Source organism: Granulicella sp. S190 (genome assembly GCF_009766095.1).
Classification (GTDB): domain Bacteria; phylum Acidobacteriota; class Terriglobia; order Terriglobales; family Acidobacteriaceae; genus Edaphobacter.
This window is the reverse complement of sequence record NZ_LMUD01000019.1, coordinates 144,735-166,750: the sequence shown is the minus strand read 5'-3', so window position 1 is coordinate 166,750 and position 22,016 is coordinate 144,735. Positions and strand designations below refer to the sequence as shown.

The window sequence follows — 22,016 nt, the reverse complement described above, 5'->3', positions numbered from 1 at the left end:
ATATCTTACATATCTGCCGTGATGCGCCGAACAGATGGATGGGGCGAGCACTTTTGCTGACAAACCAGTGTAGTCAAGAAAGACGTGAAGATTTACGAGCCGCTGTCGGTCTGTTCGATCTGCCCGGCGGCACATAGTCCTCCGCGACTATGTGTGGTTTATCACTTGGTTTGGAGCTGACAGCTTTCGCACGATGAACACGTAATCCCCGAGATTCCATGGAGGATACAGGCCTCTTTGGTGCGTCCGACTCCACGATGAGGTCGGAGATTATATCTACCTCCCCAACATAATAGGGGGCTGAAGCCGATAACTTCTCGTTCAGCACCGCGATAGCAATTGCTCCAGATTGTTCTATCAGCGTGCGCTTCATCTGTGCGTCCTCATTTTGAAAAGCAGCGATGCCGCTCTCTAAATCCATTGCGCAGATGCCTAGAAACAGGAGGTCTGGACGCATCTCCATAATCAGACGAAGCGCCTGTCCATCTACAGCAGCACCGACATGTGGGTTAACTTGTCCCCCGATTGTAATGAGCGTGAGGTCCGTTCGGCCAGCGAGGACTGAAGCGATAAGCGGGTCGTGCGTAGCCACAGTTATGCCCATGTTCTGCGGGAGTGAGCGGGCTGCCGCCAGATTCGTAGAGCCCGCATCGATAAAGAGAAGCTGGCCCGATTGCACGATGGAAGCCATCTTCTGTCCGAGTGCGAGCTTTCTCTCAACAGCCTGTTTCCGTCGCTGAGAGGAGGATCCAGAGGCTGGAGACATGGCAAGGGCACCCCCATAGACCCGCGTGCATAACCCTTGAGCAGCAAGGTCGCGGAGAGAGCGACGAATCGTGTCCTCGGAGGTTTGAAACTCCTGAGCGAGTTCTGCTGCAAGAACCCGGCCATCTTTTCGAATCCGCGCTAAGATCTCCTGCTGCCGCTCCGCTGGCATGAAACTTCTGCCCTGCATGATCCACCTCACTCTTCAATAGATTATGCAATAACACGTAACATCATGCAACATCATGCAAGTGTGGGTTTAGGAGCAAATGACCCATAGCTAGAGAAGTTGGAAAAGCAAACTCATCTGGATCGATCTGCAAATGACTTCGCAGAATCTTGAGGGTAAGACTGCACCCGTATTCGGCGGTACCAGAGAGCACTAACTGACGAGTTCCTCCTTGATGCTGTGGCCGATCCGTTCATCATAGGAGAATGGGCGATTGTCTGATAGATTTGGTTTCGCCGGGAGAATGCCTGGATTCCGAAAGCGCTCGCACTTCTAACGTGGCTAGTATCCCTGTCTGTCCGCCACAGTACTCCTCACATCTAAAGCATCTTGCTAGCAGACTTTGTCGATTCGACGACTAGTAGGAGGAGTCGCGGCTTGGCTGGTAGTCCTCATTGAACTTGTTCTTGTGATGAGCGAGTGCGTCGGCCGTCGTTTGCAAGGTGATGTCTCCGAGGCGCAGAGGTTCAGAAGAGACCTGGATGGTCCGCTCTTCGATAGTTTGATCGGTTGGCTGACTGTTTTCGCTCCATATATTTAGCTGATAGCTCCCGGCGGGAACGTTATGGATAGAGACATTGCCGCTCGCCGTTGAGACTCCGTAGTAGGGAGTATTCAGCGCAAGGACGACCGCTCCCATCTCTGGATGGATGTTGCAGAAGATATACGAGACACCTTCGCGGTCAAAGCGTACAGAGCGCGTCGTGCCCGATTCGTACAAGCCGAGGTCGAAGCGCTTGCCGTTGAAGAGCGAAAAGACGTTGTGAAAGAAGGGGTCTTCGTTGGGAAATTGCACGGAGGTGCCCGCAGGGACCACAAGTAGGTGCGGCGAGAACATCTTATCCTTCTGGACGAGGCGGTAAGTGGTCTGATGAGTCGATGCAGAGGGTGTGGTGGGAAGCGGCTTCAAAGGCGAGAGCCAGATAACTACACCTCCTGCATGGACTGGTCCAGTATTTTTCTTGGTGGAGACCGAATAAGAGCGCACAACCATCTTCGCGGACACCTCCACTCCCTGCGCTCGTAGGTTCAGAGCGCAGAGCCCCAGCAAGAGCAAACATGGAACAGTGAACGAGCCTGATAGCCTGCGCATCCTTCTAACCCCTAAAATTGATATCCCGCTGAAAGTGTGAAGACATCAGCCGTGTTACCAGCCCCATAGATAGGCCACGTCCATATTTTGCGGAACTCTGGAGAGAGAATGAGGTAAGTTTTCGGCTTGAAGATCAGGTTGCCGACGACCATCTCATTCCTAGCGCGTAACTGCACCTCTGTTGCAGTTGCAGGAAAGACGAGAGTGTGAAAGTCGCGGGCGAAACCATTGTCCAAGCCAATGCTGGCGTTTGCTTCAATCGTACGGCTGAAGCGCGTTTTGAACTGCGTCCACCCACCGATCGCATTCAAGCCACGGTAGGTGGGTTGTCCGTTAGACTGATTGACCCCGATAAGGATGTCTTTATAGACTCCGCCACCTAAGCCTCCCAACCCAAGCCCCCGGTAACCCTCTCCGCTGATCTCGAAGCGATTGCTGAGCGGCACACGCCAGTCCGTCGCAAAGGCCCAGGTATCCAGGCTCTCGCCGTAGGGATAACTCTGCCGACCGTAGTAGCCGCTAAGTCCGATTTGAAAGGGATGTTCGTTGGTAGAGTTCCCGTAAGTATCCTTCGTCGCGGTGCCATAAGAGATGCGCGTCTCATAAGCTGGCTGCTTGGAGTACTCTCCAGGGCTTGGGGTTCGGAAGAGAAGGTTTGTGCTATAGCCTGCAGCTTGCGGATCCCAGAGTCCAACTTCAAATTGAAACTGCCTTCCAGATTGCATCGGAATCTGATGCGCATATCGAAGTTGCGGAGACCATGTCCATAGGTTTCCTGCACCTGCCAAACCTGGCACAGCAACCGTCGCGTACGACGTGGGGGACAAAGGAGAGATCAGCGGAGCGACCATTCCTACCTGAAGGGAGTCGTGATCCCAATCGAGATTAATGCTGGCTGTTCGCAAGCGGACGATGCCGGCTGAGGTCGCAGAGCTTCCATAGGCAAGCCCGCCGAAGAAGTCCAGATTCACATCAGCGGAGCTCTTTGCGCCGGCGATTACAGGGCCAAATCCTTGAAGCCCCAGGATGGTTTGACGAAAGCTTGCACCCGCGCTGCCATTGCCGGAGTCGCTATTGTTGGCGATCGCGATCTCGGGAAGATCGAGATTGTCTACGATCCCTCTGTTGATAAAAGAGTTGAATAACAGCAGGCCAGTAATGCGAACCGGATACTTCGAATCGCTCTCTACCTTCGTCTGTTCATGCAATTTGACTTGTGCGTCTAGGGTCTGCTGCCTCTCTTGCAGATCTTCTATGGTGGATGCGGTCGTCTTCGCGGCGTCGAAAGCTTCTGGCGAGGACACTGGTTCAGAAGAAGGCTGAGTGGAAGCCATCTGTTTCTTGATGAGGGCAAGCTCCTGTTTCAGCTCCTGAATCTCCTTCTGAGACTCTTCGAGTTGCTGATGAGCTGCATCCAGGGATGAAGTGATCGTCTCAAGCCTACGCTCTAATTCGGTAGAGGCAGCGTCAGCATGCGCTGGCGATGAAGGTGAGGAGTTGCCTGATTGTGAGTATAGCGAGCAGCTTCCTCCAAAGAGGATTAGGCAAAGGAGAAGAAAAAAACTGAGCCCTCTCATTCTTCAACCTCTTCCCGGGACGGAGACATAGGTGGTAGAGGTCTTCTTTTCTATCGCCGCACCAAGCGCCTTCAACGATGCCCTCGGTAAGTTGATCGTGAAGATGGTCTCGTCTCCAATCCGTTCCTCAAGGTCGATTCCGCCACCATGCTCTTGTGCAATCTGTAGTGCGAGGGTTAGGCCAAGCCCCGTTCCGCTCTCTCTGCTTTCGCTTACAAAAGGTAAGAATATCTTCTGACGAACGGGCTCAGGCACACCAGGACCGTTGTCGGCAATTCTGATCTTGATGGTGTTTTCGCTTTCGATGAGAGTGAGTGTAACGGCAGCAGGGCCTAGGCCTCTTTTCGCGGCCTGGCAGGCGTTGAGAAGAAGATTGTAGACAGCACGTCCCAGCTTTTTCGCGTCAATCCATACCTCAATGGAAGAGAGACCCTTCAGTGTTATTTTGACGTCGCGGCCCGCGGGATGAGAGCGGACCATGCTCACCGCCCGCTGAATTACCTGCGCAATCGACTCCAGTTCAGGGTGAAGAGCCCTTCCGGTTTGGGTGAAGAGAAGAAGAGAGTCGAGAAGATCGGTCATCCCCTGAACGGCTGTCTGCACCTCCAGCATCAACTCTTCTCGCTCCGACTGAGAGATGTTTGCGCCGCTCATAAATTCTGCGTTCGCGTACATCGCGGAGAGATAGTGTCGAAGATCGTGCGAGATGGAGCTCGCCATTCTTCCAATGGTTGCGAGCCTTTCGGAGTCGAGAAGCTCGCGCTGACTGGTGCGCAATTGAACCCGCATTCGCTCAAAGGCTCGACTCAACTCCCTGATCTCCTCAGCCCCATCTTCACTGAGTTGATAGTCGAAGTTGCCTTGAGCGAGGGCTCGAGTTCCACCTACGAGCGTCTCGATGGGGCGAGTCAAGGTGCGGGAGATGGAGAGAAGCATTCCTGACCCCACAACGAGCGCGACGAGAGCAAGAGCCAGTACCCAACGATTTACGTTGTTCACCAGTTGCGTGGCTTCTTCAAACGACTTCAGTACGACGAGTTGTGGGACACCCTCTGCGCTGTCCTGACCGACCGAGGTGGTAAGCCGCTCCGAAGCGGCGAGATAGTCAATCTTGCCGAGCTTGATCTTTTTGTTCTGCGTCGGGAGCTGCAACAGTTCCCCGCCCCGTGAGATGAGCTGGGCCTGCAACCCCGGACTCAACGTGCTGACTACGACTCTTCCATCAACGGAAAAGGCAACCTGCGCCGCGGCAGCTTCGCTGACTTCACGAGCAACACGCTCATCGATGGCGTAGCCCACGGCAACGAAGCCAAGAAGAGTTCCGTGCTCCCTGGGACCAAAGTAGAGCGGCTGTGTTGCTATCTCATAGATGCGATCGTCGAGAGAGAGCAGAATCGGCTCCCCAGGCTTATGCTGCTGTGCTTCAACTCGCTGTGCAACCTTGGCGCGATCCAGAGGTGTCCCCTTGTTATAGGACACGATCAGTCTTCCATTTTGATCCAACAGTGCGAAGAAATCGCTTCCGCTTACCTGCCAGAACTCAACACCGCCATCCGCGATGGTTCGCGAATCATAGGTGGTCATCAAAGACTTCAGGCTTGGCAGATCGGCCAGGAGAGCCGATTCACGCGCCAGGAGTTCACGCTGTTGACGCTGGAGATTCTGATAGGTTTTGACGGAGTGCTGGAGATCATGCGCCAGGTCCGTCTGTGTTTGTTGTTGAACGATGGTGCGGATCACTAAAAGGCTCAGCAACGTGCAGCCAAAGGAGAGCACAAGCAGAGGTATCAGCAGCGTCGTTCTCATCCGCAGCCTATCCATTAGCCTCGTTCTCCCATTTGCAGTGGCAAATCAGCTTCCACGGACGAATTTATAGCCGATGCCGTGGATAGTTCGGAAGTATACAGGCTTCGCTGGATCTATCTCTAACTTTTGCCTTAGCTTCATGATGTGATTGTCAACCGTACGAGTCGTAGGATACGACGTGTAGTTCCAAACGTCATTGAGCAATTCTTCTCTTGTGATGACTCGCTCGGGATGATCGACGAAATACTGGAGAAGTTTAATCTCGTGCGCGGTAAGAAACACTAGCGCGCCATCCTTAAAGACCTCCATCCCCGAGAAGTCTGCCGTGATATTCCCGAAGCTGACGTGAGTGCTGAGTGCAGGCTTCCGAGTTCTACGAATTGCTGCCTGCACTCGCGCCATCAGCTCGCGCGGGCTGAAAGGCTTTGTCACGTAATCGTCGGCTCCCAACTCCAGCAGCAATACTTTATCGGCGACCTCAGAGACTGCGCTCAGAACAACAACGGGGGTACTCGCCGACCAGCTCTTGATCCCCTTGCAGACCTCCAGACCCGACATGTTTGGGAGCATGAGATCGAGCACGACCCCAGCCGGTTTCAGACTTTTGCAGGAGGCCAGACCCTGCGCGCCGTCGCCGGTCACATGCACGTCGTAGCCCTCTGTTGTGAACTGCCGGTGAAGCGCTTTTTGGATTCTAGGATCGTCTTCAATTACTAAAATCAGGCTCACTTTTTTACCCTCAAAGAATCTGGATATCCGACTATCTTCTTGCTATCTCCTCATTCTATAGAAAAGTCAATGCTTCGTCGGCGATTGTCCGCTCTAAGTACATGATTCGTATATCAAATGACAAGGCGATGACAACTTGGAGACATTCACCGGCTCATTATCAGCAGACCTGTAGGTCACTATGTAGATAGTGAGCTCTCAAGATGCCCCCTCGCTATCAACGCAGAACCTGAATAGTACGTCGACAAAGAACTGTGAACCATAAAGACCGGCCGCAATCGCTGCCATAGATCAGAGCGCTCGAGTCGGGCACCCAACTAGGTTCGACATTATTACAGTCCGCGTCTGTGAGCCTGTTTGTTTGGCCGCTCCGCAGGTCACGAAGCCAGAGGTGCCAGTTCCCACCCTGAAGCAGATCGAACGCGAGCCAATGTCCGTCGGGCGATACCGCTGGGTAGCGTACCTCTTCCTGGCCAAGTGATCTCGTTATACCCATTTGATCAACGATGAAGAGTCGCGGAGGAGAATCATTCAACTGTGCGGAAAAGATGAGGGAGCCATTCGGTAGAAATGTCATCTCGAAGACGTCCATATCTACGGGAGTGAGAAGTTTGTCACCATCAGCCGAACGTTCCAAAGTGCGAAGCCAGATTTGGCCGTAACCATGCTCCTCGCGCAGATACGCTAGCCATCTGCCGTCATAGGACGCTACAGGAGCTTCAGCATTGTGAATGACTTCCCTGCTTGGAAGACTAGACACAATGGTGGATTCACGCCCCGTCTCTTCTCTCCATCTTTCCTTAGTGTTCGCTGTGACGGCAAGTTCATCCATGGCATGATGCTCGAACTGAATGTTTGTGCCATCCTGGATAGCTGTATGGTATCCATCAAACAACATCGCAGTGGAAAGAATTGTATCTCCTTGTGTTACAGCATTGTCCGTCTGCAACATTGCGTTAGAGGTTGGAAGCCTGTATCTGTAGTCTTCATATAAGCCTTTTTGATGACGTAGCGCCATGAGGATGGCAAAGGCAGTCATCAAAACGAAAGCACCTACCCATAGTTGTCTCGATCGGATGCATTGATTTTTGAGCCGAGTTATAGTCAGCATCCTATAACTGAAGCAGGTGAGTGCTACTACGAGATACAGTCGGGGAACGCTGAAGACTACGAAGTGTGAGGCTGTCCCGACATCCTTCCAGCCGGGATAGCCGATAGCTGCAAATAGGAGAAGGAGGGATGTCGGGGCTATCAAAGAGCTCCTTCGCTCTTGAAGAACCTCCCATATAAGGCACACGGGAAGAATTAAAAGAGTGAAATGATAACCAGCTGGCAGAGTAGAGATTGCCAGGCTTGCCAGCAATATTGCCGACCACTCCAGTTTAGTTCGTTGAGAAGTGGTGCCTTTCGGATCCACAAGGAGAATTGCTGGCGCAAACAGAACGGTTTGCATTAGCGGTAATAATATTGCAAATGCCCAGGCTGCATGAACAGTTGGGTGAGGATTCCACTGAGGCTCGTAAATAAATGATCTATGCAATAACGTCGCGATGGAAGCGGTCGACGGATCATAGGGATTCATACCTTCGCCACGCAATGACCACGGTAGCACTTGAGCCAGAAGAACCTTGTTTACCTGTTCACCAAAGACTGCAATTGATATCAACACCGCTAAGGAGCTTCCGACAACTCCACCAAAGAATGCCTTGAAATCCTTCCTACGCAAGAAATATGCCAGATAGACTATTGGGAAGAGTTTCAGTCCGAAACTCAACCCAATAAGAAGGCCAGATAGCAATCGCTTTTCTCGGACATAACACCAACACGCGAGTGCCAGGAAAAACAAGAGCAATAAATAATACTGTCCAAAGAGAAAGTTCTTGTTAAGCGGCATGCTCAACACGAATACCAGAAGGACTTGCCTCCATGGCAATTGAGTAAGCCGTTGGATTAATAATGCTGTAGCTACAACCAACACAAGGTTAAATGCTAGCCATAGACGTTTTGCTGCTAAAGGTCGAAGGCGCGCAATAGGCCACGTAGCCAGAGTCGAAAATGGTGTTATGGGGATCAGCCCAACAATGCGCTGATCGATACCTCGATGATCTTTTTGACGTTGGAGCCAGACCCATTCATAGATTCGGGAGGTAGCACTCTTCTCTCTGGCAAGACGTGCAGTCAGATAATAATTGGGGAAATCGGTGTTCAGAACTCGTGACGCTGCAGGTAATGTGTGGACACAAAGATATGCCGTCAGCACCCCAAGCAGTATCCATTCTATGGCATGAATCCAACGTGATCTAGTGCCTCTTGAACAGAGAGCGGAGTCTTCAACAATTTGTTCCATAGTCTCACGCGACGACAATGCGTTGTAACAGCTAACGAACGGAAACACTAAGGATCAAGTGGGGAGGAACTCTGTATGTCGATTGCTCGGGTACTTGCATATAATCCGCTTCCGGCCTTGGAACAATGCACCGCAGCTTCCTTTCTTGTTTTCTGGGCTCTGCCCTCCCTCTCATGAAGCGTGTTGTAAACAGCCATGAGGCTTTCAGATATCGCCATTAGAGAAAATCGGTCCAGATCTTCTACAGGCTTGAACGGTGATGCCAATGCATCACAAATTGCTTCTGCAAGTACAGAAATCCCTTTTGCGGAAAGAACATCGAAGTAGTGACAGCTCTCGCCCCCAATCTCACGGAAAGAAGGAATGTCGGAACATACAACGCGGCTTCCACAAAGCAGGCCTTCAACCACTGGAAGACCAAAACCCTCCATAAAAGATGGAGCCAACAACACTTGACAGTTTTTATAAAGCCACCTCAACTCTTCATCGCTGACGCCATCAATTAGATTTACGCTTGCCTCTAGACCTTCTTGGTGGATAACCGCTCTGATCATGGCAGTTTCTGGACCATGGTTTCCCAACAAAAGCAATAACGTTCGCTTATCAATTTTACCTGTTCTTAGAAGCTTTCCAAAAGCACGGAGGGCCATCGGAATATTCTTATTGGCACGATGTTGTGCCACTATGAGAAAGAAAGGAACGTCAGCCACGATTGAGGATCGTAAATCTTGAGCGCTGATATTTACGCAGTTATGAACAACTATTCCTTTTTTGTTTGCAGCTTTAGGAAACCTTACTTTCAGCCTTTGTAGAGTAGTTTGTGAGACGCATGCAACAAGATCAACCTCTTCTAGACATTTCTTTAAGATAATTCTATTTAAAAAAACTTTAGGATATCCAAAATTATCAGGTTCATCATATGGATATAAATCGTGCAGCGACACTACAACAGGACAATTAAATTTATTTTTTCTAATAGGCACAGGAAATGATAAGTGTATTAGATCTGAACATAAATAGCGAGCCAGTTTAGGCAAGTCTCGTAGGTACCAAAGATTTCGAGCTGCCGCATCATTAGAGATATTGATTATTACAAAATCAAGCTTCTCGCTTTCAAGACGGAACGAATGCCTGAAATATGACTCTTGCCATTCGCCTATGACAAGGGTAATCCGAGAGATCTCTGGCCTGGCGATCGCGCAACAGACAAGACTATACGCATGTCTGCAGATACCCGACGGGCCGCGCGATGATGAGACTGCCGTGATTAGAAGGTTCATGGTAATTTCTTAGCTGAATTTTTATATGAAAATGCTGGAACCAGTTTCCTAAAGTAGTAACCACGGAGAGCTTTCTCGCTATAGCGCCTGAGGCCAGCTATCTGTCGCAGTACTAAAAGCGCAGCTTGCTTGAGAAGTCTAGGTCGAAGGTTAAAAAGTAAGGGGACGGAAGATAGAACTACCTCCCGATGCTCGAGCTGCATGATCTGGGGAAAACTGCATGTCTTACTATTTGGCTGCAGTCTGAAGTCCGCAAGAACTCTAGAAATATGCTTGAACCGATAGCCGCCTATAGCTAAACGAATAAAAAACTCTAAGTCCATAGCGTACTTAAGATCCTCTCTAAGCCAGTTTCCGTCCTCAAACACTTGCCGTCGAAAGAATGTTGTAGTAGTTGGGATATATAAGACGCGATGGTAAAAAAGAACAAACATGCTGAAGTCCGTCTCGCGACGAACTCTAATCAATCTACCTGATTCATCTACCAAGCGGTAATCACCATATAAAATATCTGTGTCTGGATTTTCCTTAAAAAATTGCGCTACGGCATCGAAAGCACCCGGTCGATATTTGTCATCCGAATTAAGCCATCCGATGATTTCTCCTTGCGCGTGTCGAAATCCTTTGTTTAAAGCTTCACTTTGTCCATTGTCTTTCTCGGAAACCCATATTAGTTTGGTTTGATTTTTGCATCCTGGCATCTTCTTTAGTAACTCAACAGTCTCGTCAGTGGACAATCCATCGTAAACAAGATGCTCGCAGTTCGGATAGTTCTGCTCACATACACTGTCGATAGCCTGCTCGATGAAGCTTGCCTGGTTAAACGACGGCGTAATAATCGATATTGAAAGTGGACTTTTCACAGAAATTCTTATAGGCAGAATAAGCATCAGGCTTATCTCCGGTCTCCATATTGCCGAATTGTTGTTGTAATGTTGAGTACCAGAGCACGGCAAGGATCCGCCTCATTCATGGAATACCAGGAACGTTTTGCCATAAGAAAAAGAGCCGTAAATACAGCGGATAGAGTTGTCGAAGCTAAAATTATCAAGATTCGATGAGGTCCGGATTTCCGTTCCGGAAGCCCAGGGAAATCGACAACTCCTACGGTCGGAATCGATTTAGCTTCTTCGATTCGAGCCATCTCATATTCTTCGGAGAGCAGGTCAAAGACCGTCTCATGAATTCGAACAGTCCTATAAAGATTTGCCCAACGAACGCCTAATTGAGGCAGTTGTTTTAGAGCAGGATAGGGACGGGTACTATCTCCATCTGTAATACCAAGAGCTTTAGTATCTTGACCTGTGGCTCGCTGTAACTCGCGTTGTAACACCATGTTTCTTGCTTCCGATGCTCGAACCCTCACGTTTTGGTTGCCATAAATTTCACGTAGCGAGTCAAGCTCAGATTCGCCTGCAATGAGTTGTCCTTCAAGTTTTGCATCTTCTTCAACAGTTGCCTTTGTCTGCTCCTTGATATCAATCGTCATATTCTTGCTTGAGAAATCGCTAAGTTCCATCTGAGCTTGCTGTAGTTCAGCCTGAACTGTTTTCAGCCGCTCTTCGATAAACTCCCGCTCGCGTCGGGCTGACGACGTATTTACTCGAGAAACCAATTTGTTCAATTCATCGAGGTAACCTTGAGCTAAATCACGCGCACGCTCACGGTTATTATCAGTTACAACAACCGTGATAATTCCGCTCTTAGTATCTTCCGTAATTTTAGTTAGGTGTGCCAACCGTTTCGCAGTGCTATCCCGATAACTTGTGTGATAGACCTGTTGTAAACCAAACCGATCTATGAGATGACCAGAAATAGTTCCACTATGCATTAGCGCAATGAATAGGGCTCCACTGTTTTTTGTCCCCAAGAGGCTGCTTGCAAGCCCAGATAAGCCGCCACCGCCTCCCTTTCCAACCAGAGCAGCAAGCAAAGCAGCTCCATTGCCGCCTTGCTCCGGAGGCATAATACGGGTAGTTGACTCATATTCTTTAGGGAGAAGAAGAACAAAAGCGATACTTAGTAAAAATATGGTGACGCAAACACGTAAAAAAACGCGCCGATTCTCCCAGAACAAAGCGGCGTTTGTTACCCAATTTGACTCTTGTGACGCAACATTGCTGTGACTACTGCCATCGCGTAATGAAATAGGAGATGGCGGATTAAGTATCTCTGTTGTCACGGTTAACACCTAACTGCTTTGAAGTTGTAAGCCTAAATAAAATATTCTTAAATTATGTAATTTGCGATAGCTTTTACTTTTTAACAATCATGTAGCACTTTTAGTGCAAAGCTAGTGCAGCTGCAAATCCAACGGAGGAGAAAACCTGGGCCGAAGCGAATAGATTTCTCAATACCGCCGAACCTCCAAAGACCTTCTGAGGAACGACGACAACATCGCCTGGATCAAGTTTGCTATCGAGGACTTTAGGTTCATGCCAGTTATTCGATCTTCGGCCAACCACCAAGCCATTCGCGCGAATAACGAGGATTTCTTTTCTGTTACCACCCTCTGTACTTCCCCCCGCACGCTGCAAATACCATCCAGCGGTTTTCCCGGGAATAAAGGTAATTGCGGATGCGTTATAAACCTGGCCGCTCACGAGAATGAATCCCGGTCTCTTCGGTATGGTCAGAACATCTCCATTTCGTAGTTCTATATCTGCTGGCGTACCCTCCCAACTGGCAATATCAGCACTGATCTTTATTACCAGTCGTCCTATTGCGGGTTGGTCGCGTAACCTCGCAACCACTTCTTTTTGCTGCTGGACAAGTAGCTGCAATGTTGCAGCATCATCTTGAGCCGACAAGCTTGGAGCTAATCTTGCACCAGCAGAAGTAGTTTCGATCTGGTGGATTAGTTCATTTCGGCTTTTATCTTCTAACTCTTTCACCTGCATGCGAATCAATACAGCTCCCGCAGGATAGGCTGTTGAGCGAAAGCCGCCAGCACGTCTCAAAACCGAACTTAGTCGTTCTCCATCTTGGATGCCATAAGATCCTGGATAAGTCAGGTCGCCTTTCAAGTTTACTGAAGATCCAATATCACCCCAGCCTGATATTTGGTGAATGGTTAGTACATCTCCTGCCTTTAGTAATACATCTGCAGAGGGATCTGAAGCATTGACTGCCGCTCCTATTCGAACAGTACCTCTCTCACCTACTACTTTCCTACCATCTTTTATTTCATAGCTCGCCAAGTCAGCGTCATCAAGTAATGCACTTCGTTTGAAACCACCAGCCATACGCACAAGTTGTGCTGCGGTCATCCCCTGGGAGAGAGGGTAATCTCCGGGATGAAGCACTTCTCCATGTACCTGCACCTTGGGCGCATCTGCTTCGTAGCGGCCTGAAATACGAATTGTGTCAAAAGGCTTCAGCAGAATCTCCTCAGAGCCCGTCAGAACTTCTGATACGTTGAAAGAAATTGCTTCCGCGCGTAAATCAGGAGCCATGAGACGAATAATCTCACCGCGTTCAGCGGGTTCTGGCAGGAGGTCCTGATAGGAGCGGAGGACACTATTCAACTTCATCTCGTCCCGGTAAGGAACCCTTCCGGGCCTTACCACATGCCCTTCAACGTAGATCACTTTCTCGCTGTAGGGCAATATGGGAACGATATGGATGCGGTCACCATCTTGAACAGTAAACTTTTCGAGTACCGCCTGTGAGGACTCCTTTGTGCTCTCCTCTGGTAAGTTAAGACTGATAGTAGACCGGTGCCCCTGCGGGTCGATTCGATCAATTGTGGTGCGAGTCAATGCTGCGGATGCGAGAAGTCCACCAGCATCCTCGAGTACGTCATATAGTCTAGTTTCACCCTTTAATTCATAGATGGCTGGGCGTCTGACCATCCCTGAGACAGCAACTTGTACCCCAGATGGCGGTACTAGAATTGTGTCTCCAGCTTCAAGCCTCTCCACATCAGAATGTACGCCGTGTAGTAAAAACTCATACAGATCTACTTCACGGATAAGATTTTTTCCGCGGTAGTGTTGAATTTTGCGTAATGAACCAACGCTGCTTGGTCCTCCAGCAGCGTAGAGTGCGTTCAGAGGTGTCGATAAAGAGCTAATATCGTAAGCTCCAGGTCGCTGTACATCTCCAACTACATAGACTCGAACAGTACGCAACCGCCCAATGGTTATTGCTATTTTGGCGTTTCTATATTGTTTACTGAGCTCTTGTTGAACTAGTTCCTGTGCCCGGCCAAGCGGCAATCCCGCTACAACAATCGCTCCCGCTTCGGGTAGAATAATCTGTCCTTCATGATCGATCGTTCGTGTAAAGCTTTGTGATATTCCTCCCCAGAGGCTAATAATCAGCCCATCTCCGGGGCCTAAAACATAATCTGGACCAATCGGAAGATCGAGTGGCATCTGTTTGGTAGTCAATCCACGCTCCAAGAAGACATCCGAGCCAAAGCGTCTCAATTTGGAGGTTTGCTCAGGAATTTGCGAGTAAAGATCTCTGAGTGACTGCAAATTATAGGGGGTTGTTTCGTGAACAACCTCTGTCGTACTCCCGTTGTTACGGTCGACTTTTGCTGATGCGTGGGGATTTCTGTCCTCACGTGCGGATGAATAATTTGCATTTTGATTCTTATCCGCATTAGACAGTTCACCCTGCGATCTGCTGGAATCGCGGGGGGGCAAATCCGATACACCGCCTGCACTCAATGAATTTAGTCCACTATCAGGATTGGCTGTACCGCTAACAGTATTGACAGAGTACTGTGAATCCAAAGATTGGCTCTCCAAATCCGACTCCGATAGATAGCCACGTGCTCTAAGCCAGACACTGATTGCACCCCGCAAACCGGGATCTGAAGAGACGCCCTTATAAAACATGTCATCTGTGATCGAGTCCACTTGAACGGACGTTCCCCGCTGTTGCAAATAATCAGCCATGACCTGTTTCAGATCGACTATAAGCTCAGGCCGAGACTGCAGTATGTTGAGAATCTGACTGGCAGATAAAATACCATTCGAACTTTGTTTTGGTGTATCACTGTTGCTATCCATCTTTATAAGATCAGCATCTTCATCTGCTGGAGAACTGGAGCTGACGGTACTCGGGGAAGCAGAAGTGGGAGCGCTCGGCAGAGCGCTAGGTAGAGCTGGCACCTGCAACTGCTGAGTGTTTGCATTTTTCAACAAAAAGAGAGAACACAGGGCAAGCGTCAGGAGACGCTTTATTTTTCCCGAGTTAGTTGATATGTCGGACTTTTTCAACAAGATCTCACACCCTTTATGGCTATTTCAATTCGAATTGAACGGCCATCTTTTTCAAGGACATTCTTTCTAGCAAGATTGGCTTTGGATGCTTCAGTTCATAGCTGCAAGTCCTGTACCGAGGCTATTCTTCTCTTCCAACGTATTGCCTCCATCAAATAATTGAAGCTCTGTTCTAAATGGAATCTAAGGCGAACAAAAAAATACTCTAGCTCGTCATTTACCAGGTTAAGTCTCGCAAATATGTTTACAGGCTTATTTGCGATCGTTACTCTTGCCGGACGATGCAATGGAAGAAGACGTCTAAATTGATGGATAGATGATTCGGTTTCATCAGCAGCTAATGCGCATCTAAGTAGCAGATAAAGCTTTGTGCCTGGAAATCTTGCGTAAATTATTTTTCTACTGTAGAGCTCCACCCAAATGCTCACTTGAGAGGGGAGACTAAGAACCGCCAAGCTTAATACTTGTGGCAACTCGGCAATGCTGAAACTACGCTTCGAAGCCAGAGTCGCCGTTCCTACCGCAAGCTTGATCTCAACATCTACCGCCATTTGAGCTTCTACTTCACGCCAGAGAGTTTCATTCTTCCGATGGAAATTAATAAAGTGGGCAAACTCGAGCATCCATGAGGCACGTGTCCATTCACTTTTAAGATGCTTGAAGAGGTGACGGGCTTGTAGGAGGAATCGATCGCAATCCGATAGAGTGGGGACTGCTATCCCCTCAAAGACCTGTGCAGACGGTCTAGAGAGGTCATTTTTTTGAGCAACTTTCGCGTTCCCTCCAGCCCTGTCGAAATGAATTTCTACGCACTGCTGTCCCTTTTCTTTATAGAGACTCTTGATGGAAGGCACATTTTCGCCTGCTGTTTTGAATTCCTTAACGCTTTCTCCAGACCCCGTCAGAAAATATCCCAGGCGTTCTAATACTCTGTCACAGAGAGGACTATCCTCGAAGGCCACGAAAAAGTCGAGATCGAGTTGGTAACGTAATGCCAAATCTGTGCACGCGTCCGGAATTAGGGTGAAACCCTTAATGTTGACGTACGATATGTTCTCTTTTCTAAATTCATTGTTGATTTGTATAAACTCTTGAAACAATCGATCCGTCTTCTTTCGATTGTCAGCATAGTTCTGCTTTAGGCGACCTAGCACTCTTGGCGGAATTACGTCTTCGGCTCCTAATGACTGAAGCCGCTCTAAAAAATAGAGCGCAAGACCACTGGCATCGAGCCAATCGTAGATCCCCACCCAAGCACTGTAGCTAAAGGTCGCGAGATGGTCGGAGTGGCTCTCCATATCTACGGTTTGGAAAGTCTCGATTACTGCTTCCGCCAATCGGTGGTTCATTTCTTTGATGGCCTTCCGGAATCGACTTAAGATGAGGGCTTTCTATTTGTCGTACATCACTGGATCACCTAAACTTCCCGCGGGCGGTAGATGACGAATGAAGAGAATTGTTGACCATATCTCTTCGTCACTGAGAATCCCTTTCGATCCAGGCATCCCCGATGGCCAGATGCCGTTATCAATAACCCATTTCAGCTGACCATCTGTATAGGACTGAACGTCGGGCGAGCTGAGTGAAGGAACCTGAGGTGACATTGCATCGGAGAATGGAACCCCAGTATTTTGACCGTCCGAACCATGACAGGCGACGCAATAATGTCCAAACGCTTCTTTCCCTGCGGCAAGGTTCTCCTTCGATGCCTGGAGTGGATTCCGTTCAGACTTATTGCGAATTAATATTGAATGCTTCGCCCAGGTCATCACAGTTCGCTCCGTCTTCGTGGGTGGTGTTGCTTTACACCCGACAGTAGATATCAGAAGCACCATCACCGAACTTGTAAGGGTTAGCCGCACTGTTACTCCGTAACGTGGAGAGTAAGGGTCATCGAACCGTGGCCTGAGCCACAAAAGACAGAGCAATGACCTACGAAATCTCCGGTCTGCATTGGAGTAAAACTCAGCTCCCCAGGTTTGTCCTTTTCAATCTTCGTGTTGAGATTTAGCTCTTTAAACTTCAACCCGTGAGCAACATCTTCAGTCGTAATTTCCAGCACAACTGGCTGTCCTTTTTTTAGATTGATCTTTGATGGTTCATAAGCAAATCTCTTGACCGATACGGCAATTGTCTTGGGGGCGTCAGCGGCCAGAGCTAATGATGTGGGCATAACACTGCAGAGAGTAAGCAGATTGGCTAAAGCAAGTGCTTTCAAGATTTTTGTTTTCATTAACACTCCCATTCAAAAGCTGTGAAGCAGGTAAGTCCCAAAGTACTTCAAACATTTGTTAAGTATGTTCAAGGCACTCAGACAACGCATCTTCAACTTAGCCAAGACGCACGCCTTAGTTGTCAGTCAGCGATATGCCGTTTGTCACTTTTTTGTAAAAGAAGAGAGGTTGCTATTCCCTAAATCTCCCATCAGCATGGGAACCAAGCAGCTGACCATATGTTCCACTGACGTCTTCTTCGAGAGAAATCCCAAGACCTCGGACCTTTCTCTGTCGTAGAGCAGAATTGTTCCCGTTCCTGCTTGCAGCACTCGGATGGTCCCATCCTGAAAGAGTGAAATCGTGTCGGTATTATCCGGAGCAAGCACATCTCGAACAATCTTCCAGGAAGAGCTGCCGGAGTGGCCTAGAAACCAATGATTTAAAACATGGCGCCTCAAGCCGAGTGCAATCTCCAGGTCATTTGACTGAACAGCAAATAAGTTCGGTCCGTTCATAGCAGTGAAGTGAAACGGTGTTGCAACAAATCGACGCATGAGATCGGGATGTGCTCTTAAGGCTTTATTCATGCGTAGACCTCTCTATTTTGGACGGCAACGAACTCATGCAGATATTGTGTTGCAGACTGTGGGGTTCCTCCATATCGAAAGCGCCAACAGGGCAGTCCGACAAGTGCTTTTATAGTCTGATCACGCTTCGCGGAGGCTTCCGACAGTTGGGTCGGAAGTCGTTCAACGCTACATTCGAGATAGGCCTGAGTTTCGCTAGAAGGAACTGGAAGAAACTCTCCCCCAGTCCGTTGCACCCTCTCTAAAAAGATCAGCCATCGTGGCTCACAGGTTTTCTTGATCTGTCCAAGAAATGTTTCCGCCACGTCTATCTCGTAAGCCAGCTCACCATTCATCGAAGTTTTTAGGTCAAATTTCCTCAGCGTTGGGAAATGACGCACTGCATCTGGCAGGAGCTTTACAGGCGCGGAAGTACCATGCGCCACTAACTTGCCATAGCTCTGCGACATGTAAGTCCAATCGTCGGAGATATAGTTGAAGCCATTTTGAGAAAGCGCCGCAGATAAGGTAGATTTCCCGGCGCCTGAATTACCGGCAACCAGCAGTCCCTTCCCACCTCGCTCTAGGCATGCGCAATGCATGGGAACGAGACCCATCGCCGGACCCAAAATACCAAGGCAGATAGGAATCAGCTTCTCTCGCCAAAACTTCTCATCCTTTGCTGTTGCTGATGAAATATGTGCACTCACGGTGCGACGCAATATATCGAACACAAAAATGTTGGCTTGACCGAATGAAGCAGTCACCAAATGATGCATCCCCCGAAAATGGGGCTGTTCTATCACTTCCCTCGAGGATTCGTCGACAACCACTCTCATAGTGAATCTGCTCTGCCTGTCGCCAGTCACGATCGTAGAAACAGAATCTAGAACCTTGACTAGCTCGAATGAGTTGGTAGATAAGTCACAGTTTGCCCCAGCAAAGCATAGGCTTTTTCTTTGGGACAAAAACATCTTATCGATCAAAACGTAGGACATAGGAATACCTGCTGAGCTTCACTCTACCCCAGCAAATAGCCCGCTTTCCCTGTCATTAGGAAACTTTACAAACCGCTGACAAGGATATGACAACTCATCCGTACGCAAGCTCTATCGTTCGTAACAGCGAGGAGATTGCATTGCCTAAGTCCCGCAAAATTGTCTTCTTCTTTCCATCTTTCGCAAGCTCCGATGCGACTGCGCCGCTTGGTATCCTGGCTGTCGCCACTCCTTTAATCAGAGCCGGTTATCAAGTTGTCCTCATCGATTCCACGATTACGCCAAACTACAAGCAGCGCGTGCTCGAAGAAGTCAGTGATGCGCTATGTCTCGGAATCTCCCTGGTTACCGGGCCAATGATTCGTGAGACGGTCGAGATAGCCAAAGCAATCAAAGCCCGAAACCCCGAATTTCCGATTGTTCTCGGAGGATGGCATCCTTCCCTTCTTCCGAGGCAAACTTTGCAGGCCCCCTATATCGACTACGTAGTTTGCGGCCAGGGAGAAGAGTCATTCCTTGAGCTTGTCATACATATTGAAAACCAATCTTCTCCAGACTTCGTCGCTGGCATTGGCTTCAAGCGAGATAATAAACTCACTTTTACACCGGAACGCATACTCAAGCCTATCGCGGAGCAACCTCCAAAGGCTTATCAGTTAGCCGACTTCGACGCCTATGAACGCATGTGCGGAAAGCGCTGGGCGATGTACACCTCCAGCCTGGCTTGCCCGTTCGACTGCGCTTATTGCACCAATGGCGCCGTGTACAAGCGTAAGTGGAATGCCCTTTCCGCAGAGCAATTTGTCGAGGAGACGGTCGATCTGAGCCGTAGATATAACCTCAGCATGCTTTGGATCGTAGATGACAACTTCCTGGTTGATCTTGACCGCGCACGAGCCATCAGTGAGGGGCTCGTCCGAGCCGGCGCTGAATTCCAGTGGAGCATTCAGGCCACTACGAACTTGACGTCACGACTCTCTTTGGGAGATCTAAAGCTACTTCGTCGCAGTGGGCTACACCAGATCTGCCAGGGGGTGGACTCTGGTTCTCCAAAGATCTTGAAAGCAATGAACAAGACATTTCAAAACTTTGAAGATATCTATGAGAGTGCGGCCCGTTGTCTAGCTGCAGGAATGCGTCCGTCCTTTAATATCATCTTTGCCTATCCAGGCGAAGGATCTAAAGAGCGTCGAGAGACCATGAACTTCATCATGGATGTCTGCAGGCGCTTTCCTGGTACCGAATTCTGGACCAATATCTTCACTCCGTATCCTGGTACCAATGTGATGAACAGAGCAGAGGAGTTAGGTATTGAAGTTCCTGACTCTCTCGAAAAATGGGCCGAGTTCTTTCCGCGCTACACCAAGCTCCCATGGCTGAATGGAAAAGATCACGAAGAGTTACAGATAATGCGCGATTATCTGCGCATCGCCTTTGACCGTATTCCGATCGGAGTAGATCGCAGAACCCGTATCACCCGTCTGGCGCAGAAGTGCATCTCTTTTCCCGCTCGATTTCGGCTTGATCATGGTCTGTATCGCTTACCTGCTGAGCTCTGGCTTAACGACAAGCTCAAAGAAAGAACTGCTGGATTCAAGCCTGTAGTCGACGCAAGACGCCTGGAGCCAAACCCTGAACCAGCCGAGGTCGCATGCTGAGCCTGGGAAAAGTTGTGCTGTTCTATCCGCCTTATGACGGCCCACCGCTCGGTGCTCCACTCTGTCTGCTTGCCCTAGCTGCGAGTCTGCGTGAGGCCAACTTCGACGTCGTCATGATCGATGCTGCGATCGAACCAAACTATCTCACACGGGTAGAGTGCGAGAGCGTAGATGCTCTTTGTGTTGGGATCTCTGTTCTTACCGGCCCCATGATTCGTGGAGCTGTCGAAGTGGCAACAATGGCGAAGAGCCATACTCCCTGGCTACCGATTATCTTCGGCGGATGGCATCCATCGCTGCTGCCGGACGAGACTTTGAGTGAGAGCTTTGTAGATATGGTTGTCCGCGGGCAGGGAGAGAGAACCCTCGTCGAGGTAGCCCAGGCGCTGGCTGGGAAAAAGCCTCTGAACAACATTGCGGGACTCTCCTGGAAGAATCAAGGCAAGCGTATTCACAATGGAGATCGCAAAGTTGAGTCTCTGAACTCGCTTCCGATCCCGGCCTTCGACTTGGTAGATTTTGATGCTTACGAAAAGATCGCCGGCATCCGCAAGCTCGCCTATGCCACCAGCGTCGGTTGCCCCTATGCCTGCAACTACTGCACGGACATGGTTTTTTACAAACGAAGATTCAATGCTCTCTCTGCCGATCGAACGGTTGCGGAGATGATTGATCTCGTCACTCGCTACCGAATCGAAGAGGTGGCATTGCTCGATTCGAACTTTCCCGTTCAACTTCCGCGTGCATTAGAGATCGCTCAAGGGATCCTCGACACCGGAATTAAGTTTAAATGGACCTTTCAAGCCTCTACCGACTTTCTCTGCCGCATGACTGAGGACGAGGTCCGCCTGCTCGGTGCAAGCGGCGTCTCACACATGGGCTTTGGCACGGAATCAACTTCAGAGGCAGTCCTGAAGCTTATGAACAAACGTCATCAGCGGGTCGACGAAATGTACGAGACTGCACGGAAGGCTCAACTTGGCGACATCCGCGTCACCTTCAACTTGATCTTCGGGTACCCGGGCGAGACCGAGGCAGACCGAATCATCACTTTTCAGACCATGAGTGATATTGGGCGTCAGTTCCCAAATGTGAGCTTTTCTCCAAACATCTTCACTCCCTATCCAGGAATTCCTATCTGGCCCCAGCTGCGAGAGTTGGGTGTTTCTGAACCGAAGAATCTCCGTGAATGGATGGACATGCCACTGGGCGCAAATATGCTGCCATGGCTCAAAGGGAAAGAGCTTGCACGGTTGCAACGCATGCTCAAATATTTCCTCTTGAACAGCCAGATCTACCGAGAGCAGAAAAAGCCTTCGCGTCTTCGTCACACAGTACGGTTCATCGTCCAGACGCCGATTCGATGGCGCCTGCGTTCCAGCAACTACTACTTTCCGTGGGAGCTCTGGCTCTCAAACCTCTCTGAGCGCATCGTACTCCGTCGTTCCCTGGTCACAGGTCAGGAACTTCCCAAGGAGTCCGCCAATGCATGCTAGCGCGACAAGAAGGAGCAGG

Annotated in this window: 17 protein-coding genes; 2 read left to right on the top strand and 15 right to left on the bottom strand. The window is 49.5% G+C overall.

Translation table 11 applies throughout. The features are described 5' to 3' along the window. Window positions 1-73: 73 nt before the first annotated feature. From GSQ94_RS12570 to GSQ94_RS12500, 15 genes are all read right to left on the bottom strand, one after another. Window positions 74-937, bottom strand: coding sequence for a DeoR/GlpR family DNA-binding transcription regulator (locus tag GSQ94_RS12570; RefSeq protein ID WP_371417508.1), 864 nt, complete (start codon window positions 935-937; stop codon window positions 74-76). A gap of 415 nt (window positions 938-1,352) precedes the next feature. After that, the gene (locus GSQ94_RS12565) at window positions 1,353-2,000 is read right to left on the bottom strand and encodes a hypothetical protein (protein ID WP_254063842.1); all 648 of its coding nucleotides are present in this window, start codon (window positions 1,998-2,000) and stop codon (window positions 1,353-1,355) included. A 98-nt stretch (window positions 2,001-2,098) separates the two neighbouring features. Next, window positions 2,099-3,664, bottom strand: coding sequence for a hypothetical protein (locus tag GSQ94_RS12560; RefSeq protein WP_158944214.1), 1,566 nt, complete (start codon window positions 3,662-3,664; stop codon window positions 2,099-2,101). 3 nt (window positions 3,665-3,667) lie between these two features. Next, entirely contained in the window at window positions 3,668-5,470 is a 1,803-nt protein-coding gene (locus GSQ94_RS12555) for an ATP-binding protein (protein WP_254063841.1), read from the bottom strand. Window positions 5,471-5,515: 45 nt separating this feature from the next. Next, the gene (locus GSQ94_RS12550) at window positions 5,516-6,199 is read right to left on the bottom strand and encodes a response regulator transcription factor (protein ID WP_158944212.1); all 684 of its coding nucleotides are present in this window, start codon (window positions 6,197-6,199) and stop codon (window positions 5,516-5,518) included. 217 nt (window positions 6,200-6,416) lie between these two features. Further along, window positions 6,417-8,546, bottom strand: coding sequence for a glycosyltransferase 87 family protein (locus tag GSQ94_RS12545; RefSeq protein ID WP_158944211.1), 2,130 nt, complete (start codon window positions 8,544-8,546; stop codon window positions 6,417-6,419). 47 nt (window positions 8,547-8,593) lie between these two features. Continuing rightward, window positions 8,594-9,826 carry a glycosyltransferase family 1 protein gene (locus tag GSQ94_RS12540; protein WP_256369971.1) on the bottom strand — a complete coding sequence of 411 codons (1,233 nt, stop codon included), beginning with the start codon at window positions 9,824-9,826 and terminating at the stop codon, window positions 8,594-8,596. After that, window positions 9,823-10,716 (bottom strand): glycosyltransferase family 2 protein, encoded by an 894-nt coding sequence (locus tag GSQ94_RS12535; protein WP_158944209.1) that lies wholly within the window; start codon window positions 10,714-10,716, stop codon window positions 9,823-9,825. The genes GSQ94_RS12540 and GSQ94_RS12535 overlap by 4 nt, the downstream gene beginning before the upstream one ends. A 5-nt stretch (window positions 10,717-10,721) precedes the next feature. Beyond that, entirely contained in the window at window positions 10,722-12,008 is a 1,287-nt protein-coding gene (locus tag GSQ94_RS12530) for a lipopolysaccharide biosynthesis protein (protein WP_216843078.1), read from the bottom strand. Between the two features lie 100 nt (window positions 12,009-12,108). Continuing rightward, a complete protein-coding gene (locus GSQ94_RS12525; protein WP_254063840.1) occupies window positions 12,109-15,060 on the bottom strand; it encodes an SLBB domain-containing protein in 2,952 nt (983 codons plus the stop codon). A gap of 98 nt (window positions 15,061-15,158) precedes the next feature. Beyond that, complete coding sequence (locus GSQ94_RS12520) at window positions 15,159-16,400, bottom strand: nucleotidyltransferase family protein (RefSeq protein WP_158944208.1); 1,242 nt, start codon at window positions 16,398-16,400, stop codon at window positions 15,159-15,161. Between the two features lie 54 nt (window positions 16,401-16,454). Beyond that, window positions 16,455-16,832, bottom strand: coding sequence for a c-type cytochrome (locus tag GSQ94_RS12515; RefSeq protein ID WP_254063839.1), 378 nt, complete (start codon window positions 16,830-16,832; stop codon window positions 16,455-16,457). A 95-nt stretch (window positions 16,833-16,927) separates the two neighbouring features. Beyond that, window positions 16,928-17,296 (bottom strand): cupredoxin domain-containing protein, encoded by a 369-nt coding sequence (locus tag GSQ94_RS12510; RefSeq protein ID WP_158944206.1) that lies wholly within the window; start codon window positions 17,294-17,296, stop codon window positions 16,928-16,930. 144 nt (window positions 17,297-17,440) lie between these two features. Then, window positions 17,441-17,866: a hypothetical protein gene (locus tag GSQ94_RS12505; RefSeq protein WP_158944205.1), complete on the bottom strand. Its 426-nt coding sequence runs from the start codon at window positions 17,864-17,866 to the stop codon at window positions 17,441-17,443. Continuing rightward, window positions 17,863-18,684, bottom strand: coding sequence for a hypothetical protein (locus GSQ94_RS12500; RefSeq protein ID WP_158944204.1), 822 nt, complete (start codon window positions 18,682-18,684; stop codon window positions 17,863-17,865). Before GSQ94_RS12500 ends, GSQ94_RS12505 begins: the two co-directional genes overlap by 4 nt. Window positions 18,685-18,983: 299 nt before the next feature. On the opposite strand from GSQ94_RS12500, the gene GSQ94_RS12495 reads away from it, so the two are divergent. Together GSQ94_RS12495 and GSQ94_RS12490 are read left to right on the top strand one after the other, a co-directional pair. Next, complete coding sequence (locus GSQ94_RS12495; protein ID WP_158944203.1) at window positions 18,984-20,501, top strand: B12-binding domain-containing radical SAM protein; 1,518 nt, start codon at window positions 18,984-18,986, stop codon at window positions 20,499-20,501. Continuing rightward, the gene (locus tag GSQ94_RS12490; protein ID WP_158944202.1) at window positions 20,495-21,997 is read left to right on the top strand and encodes a B12-binding domain-containing radical SAM protein; all 1,503 of its coding nucleotides are present in this window, start codon (window positions 20,495-20,497) and stop codon (window positions 21,995-21,997) included. Before GSQ94_RS12495 ends, GSQ94_RS12490 begins: the two co-directional genes overlap by 7 nt. Window positions 21,998-22,016 lie beyond the last annotated feature (19 nt).

What these genes read in the sequence shown, in the direction of transcription:
- GSQ94_RS12510 (WP_158944206.1), bottom strand. Translation starts at nt 17,296, where the DNA reads ATGAAAACAAAAATCTTGAAAGCACTTGCTTTAGCCAATCTGCTTACT.
- GSQ94_RS12490 (WP_158944202.1), top strand. Translation starts at nt 20,495, where the DNA reads ATGCTGAGCCTGGGAAAAGTTGTGCTGTTCTATCCGCCTTATGACGGC.
- GSQ94_RS12535 (WP_158944209.1), bottom strand. Translation starts at nt 10,716, where the DNA reads ATGCTTATTCTGCCTATAAGAATTTCTGTGAAAAGTCCACTTTCAATA.
- GSQ94_RS12570 (WP_371417508.1), bottom strand. Translation starts at nt 937, where the DNA reads ATGCCAGCGGAGCGGCAGCAGGAGATCTTAGCGCGGATTCGAAAAGAT.
- GSQ94_RS12515 (WP_254063839.1), bottom strand. Translation starts at nt 16,832, where the DNA reads ATGACCTGGGCGAAGCATTCAATATTAATTCGCAATAAGTCTGAACGG.
- GSQ94_RS12555 (WP_254063841.1), bottom strand. Translation starts at nt 5,470, where the DNA reads ATGAGAACGACGCTGCTGATACCTCTGCTTGTGCTCTCCTTTGGCTGC.
- GSQ94_RS12500 (WP_158944204.1), bottom strand. Translation starts at nt 18,684, where the DNA reads ATGAGAGTGGTTGTCGACGAATCCTCGAGGGAAGTGATAGAACAGCCC.
- GSQ94_RS12505 (WP_158944205.1), bottom strand. Translation starts at nt 17,866, where the DNA reads ATGAATAAAGCCTTAAGAGCACATCCCGATCTCATGCGTCGATTTGTT.
- GSQ94_RS12560 (WP_158944214.1), bottom strand. Translation starts at nt 3,664, where the DNA reads ATGAGAGGGCTCAGTTTTTTTCTTCTCCTTTGCCTAATCCTCTTTGGA.
- GSQ94_RS12540 (WP_256369971.1), bottom strand. Translation starts at nt 9,826, where the DNA reads ATGAACCTTCTAATCACGGCAGTCTCATCATCGCGCGGCCCGTCGGGT.
- GSQ94_RS12545 (WP_158944211.1), bottom strand. Translation starts at nt 8,546, where the DNA reads ATGGAACAAATTGTTGAAGACTCCGCTCTCTGTTCAAGAGGCACTAGA.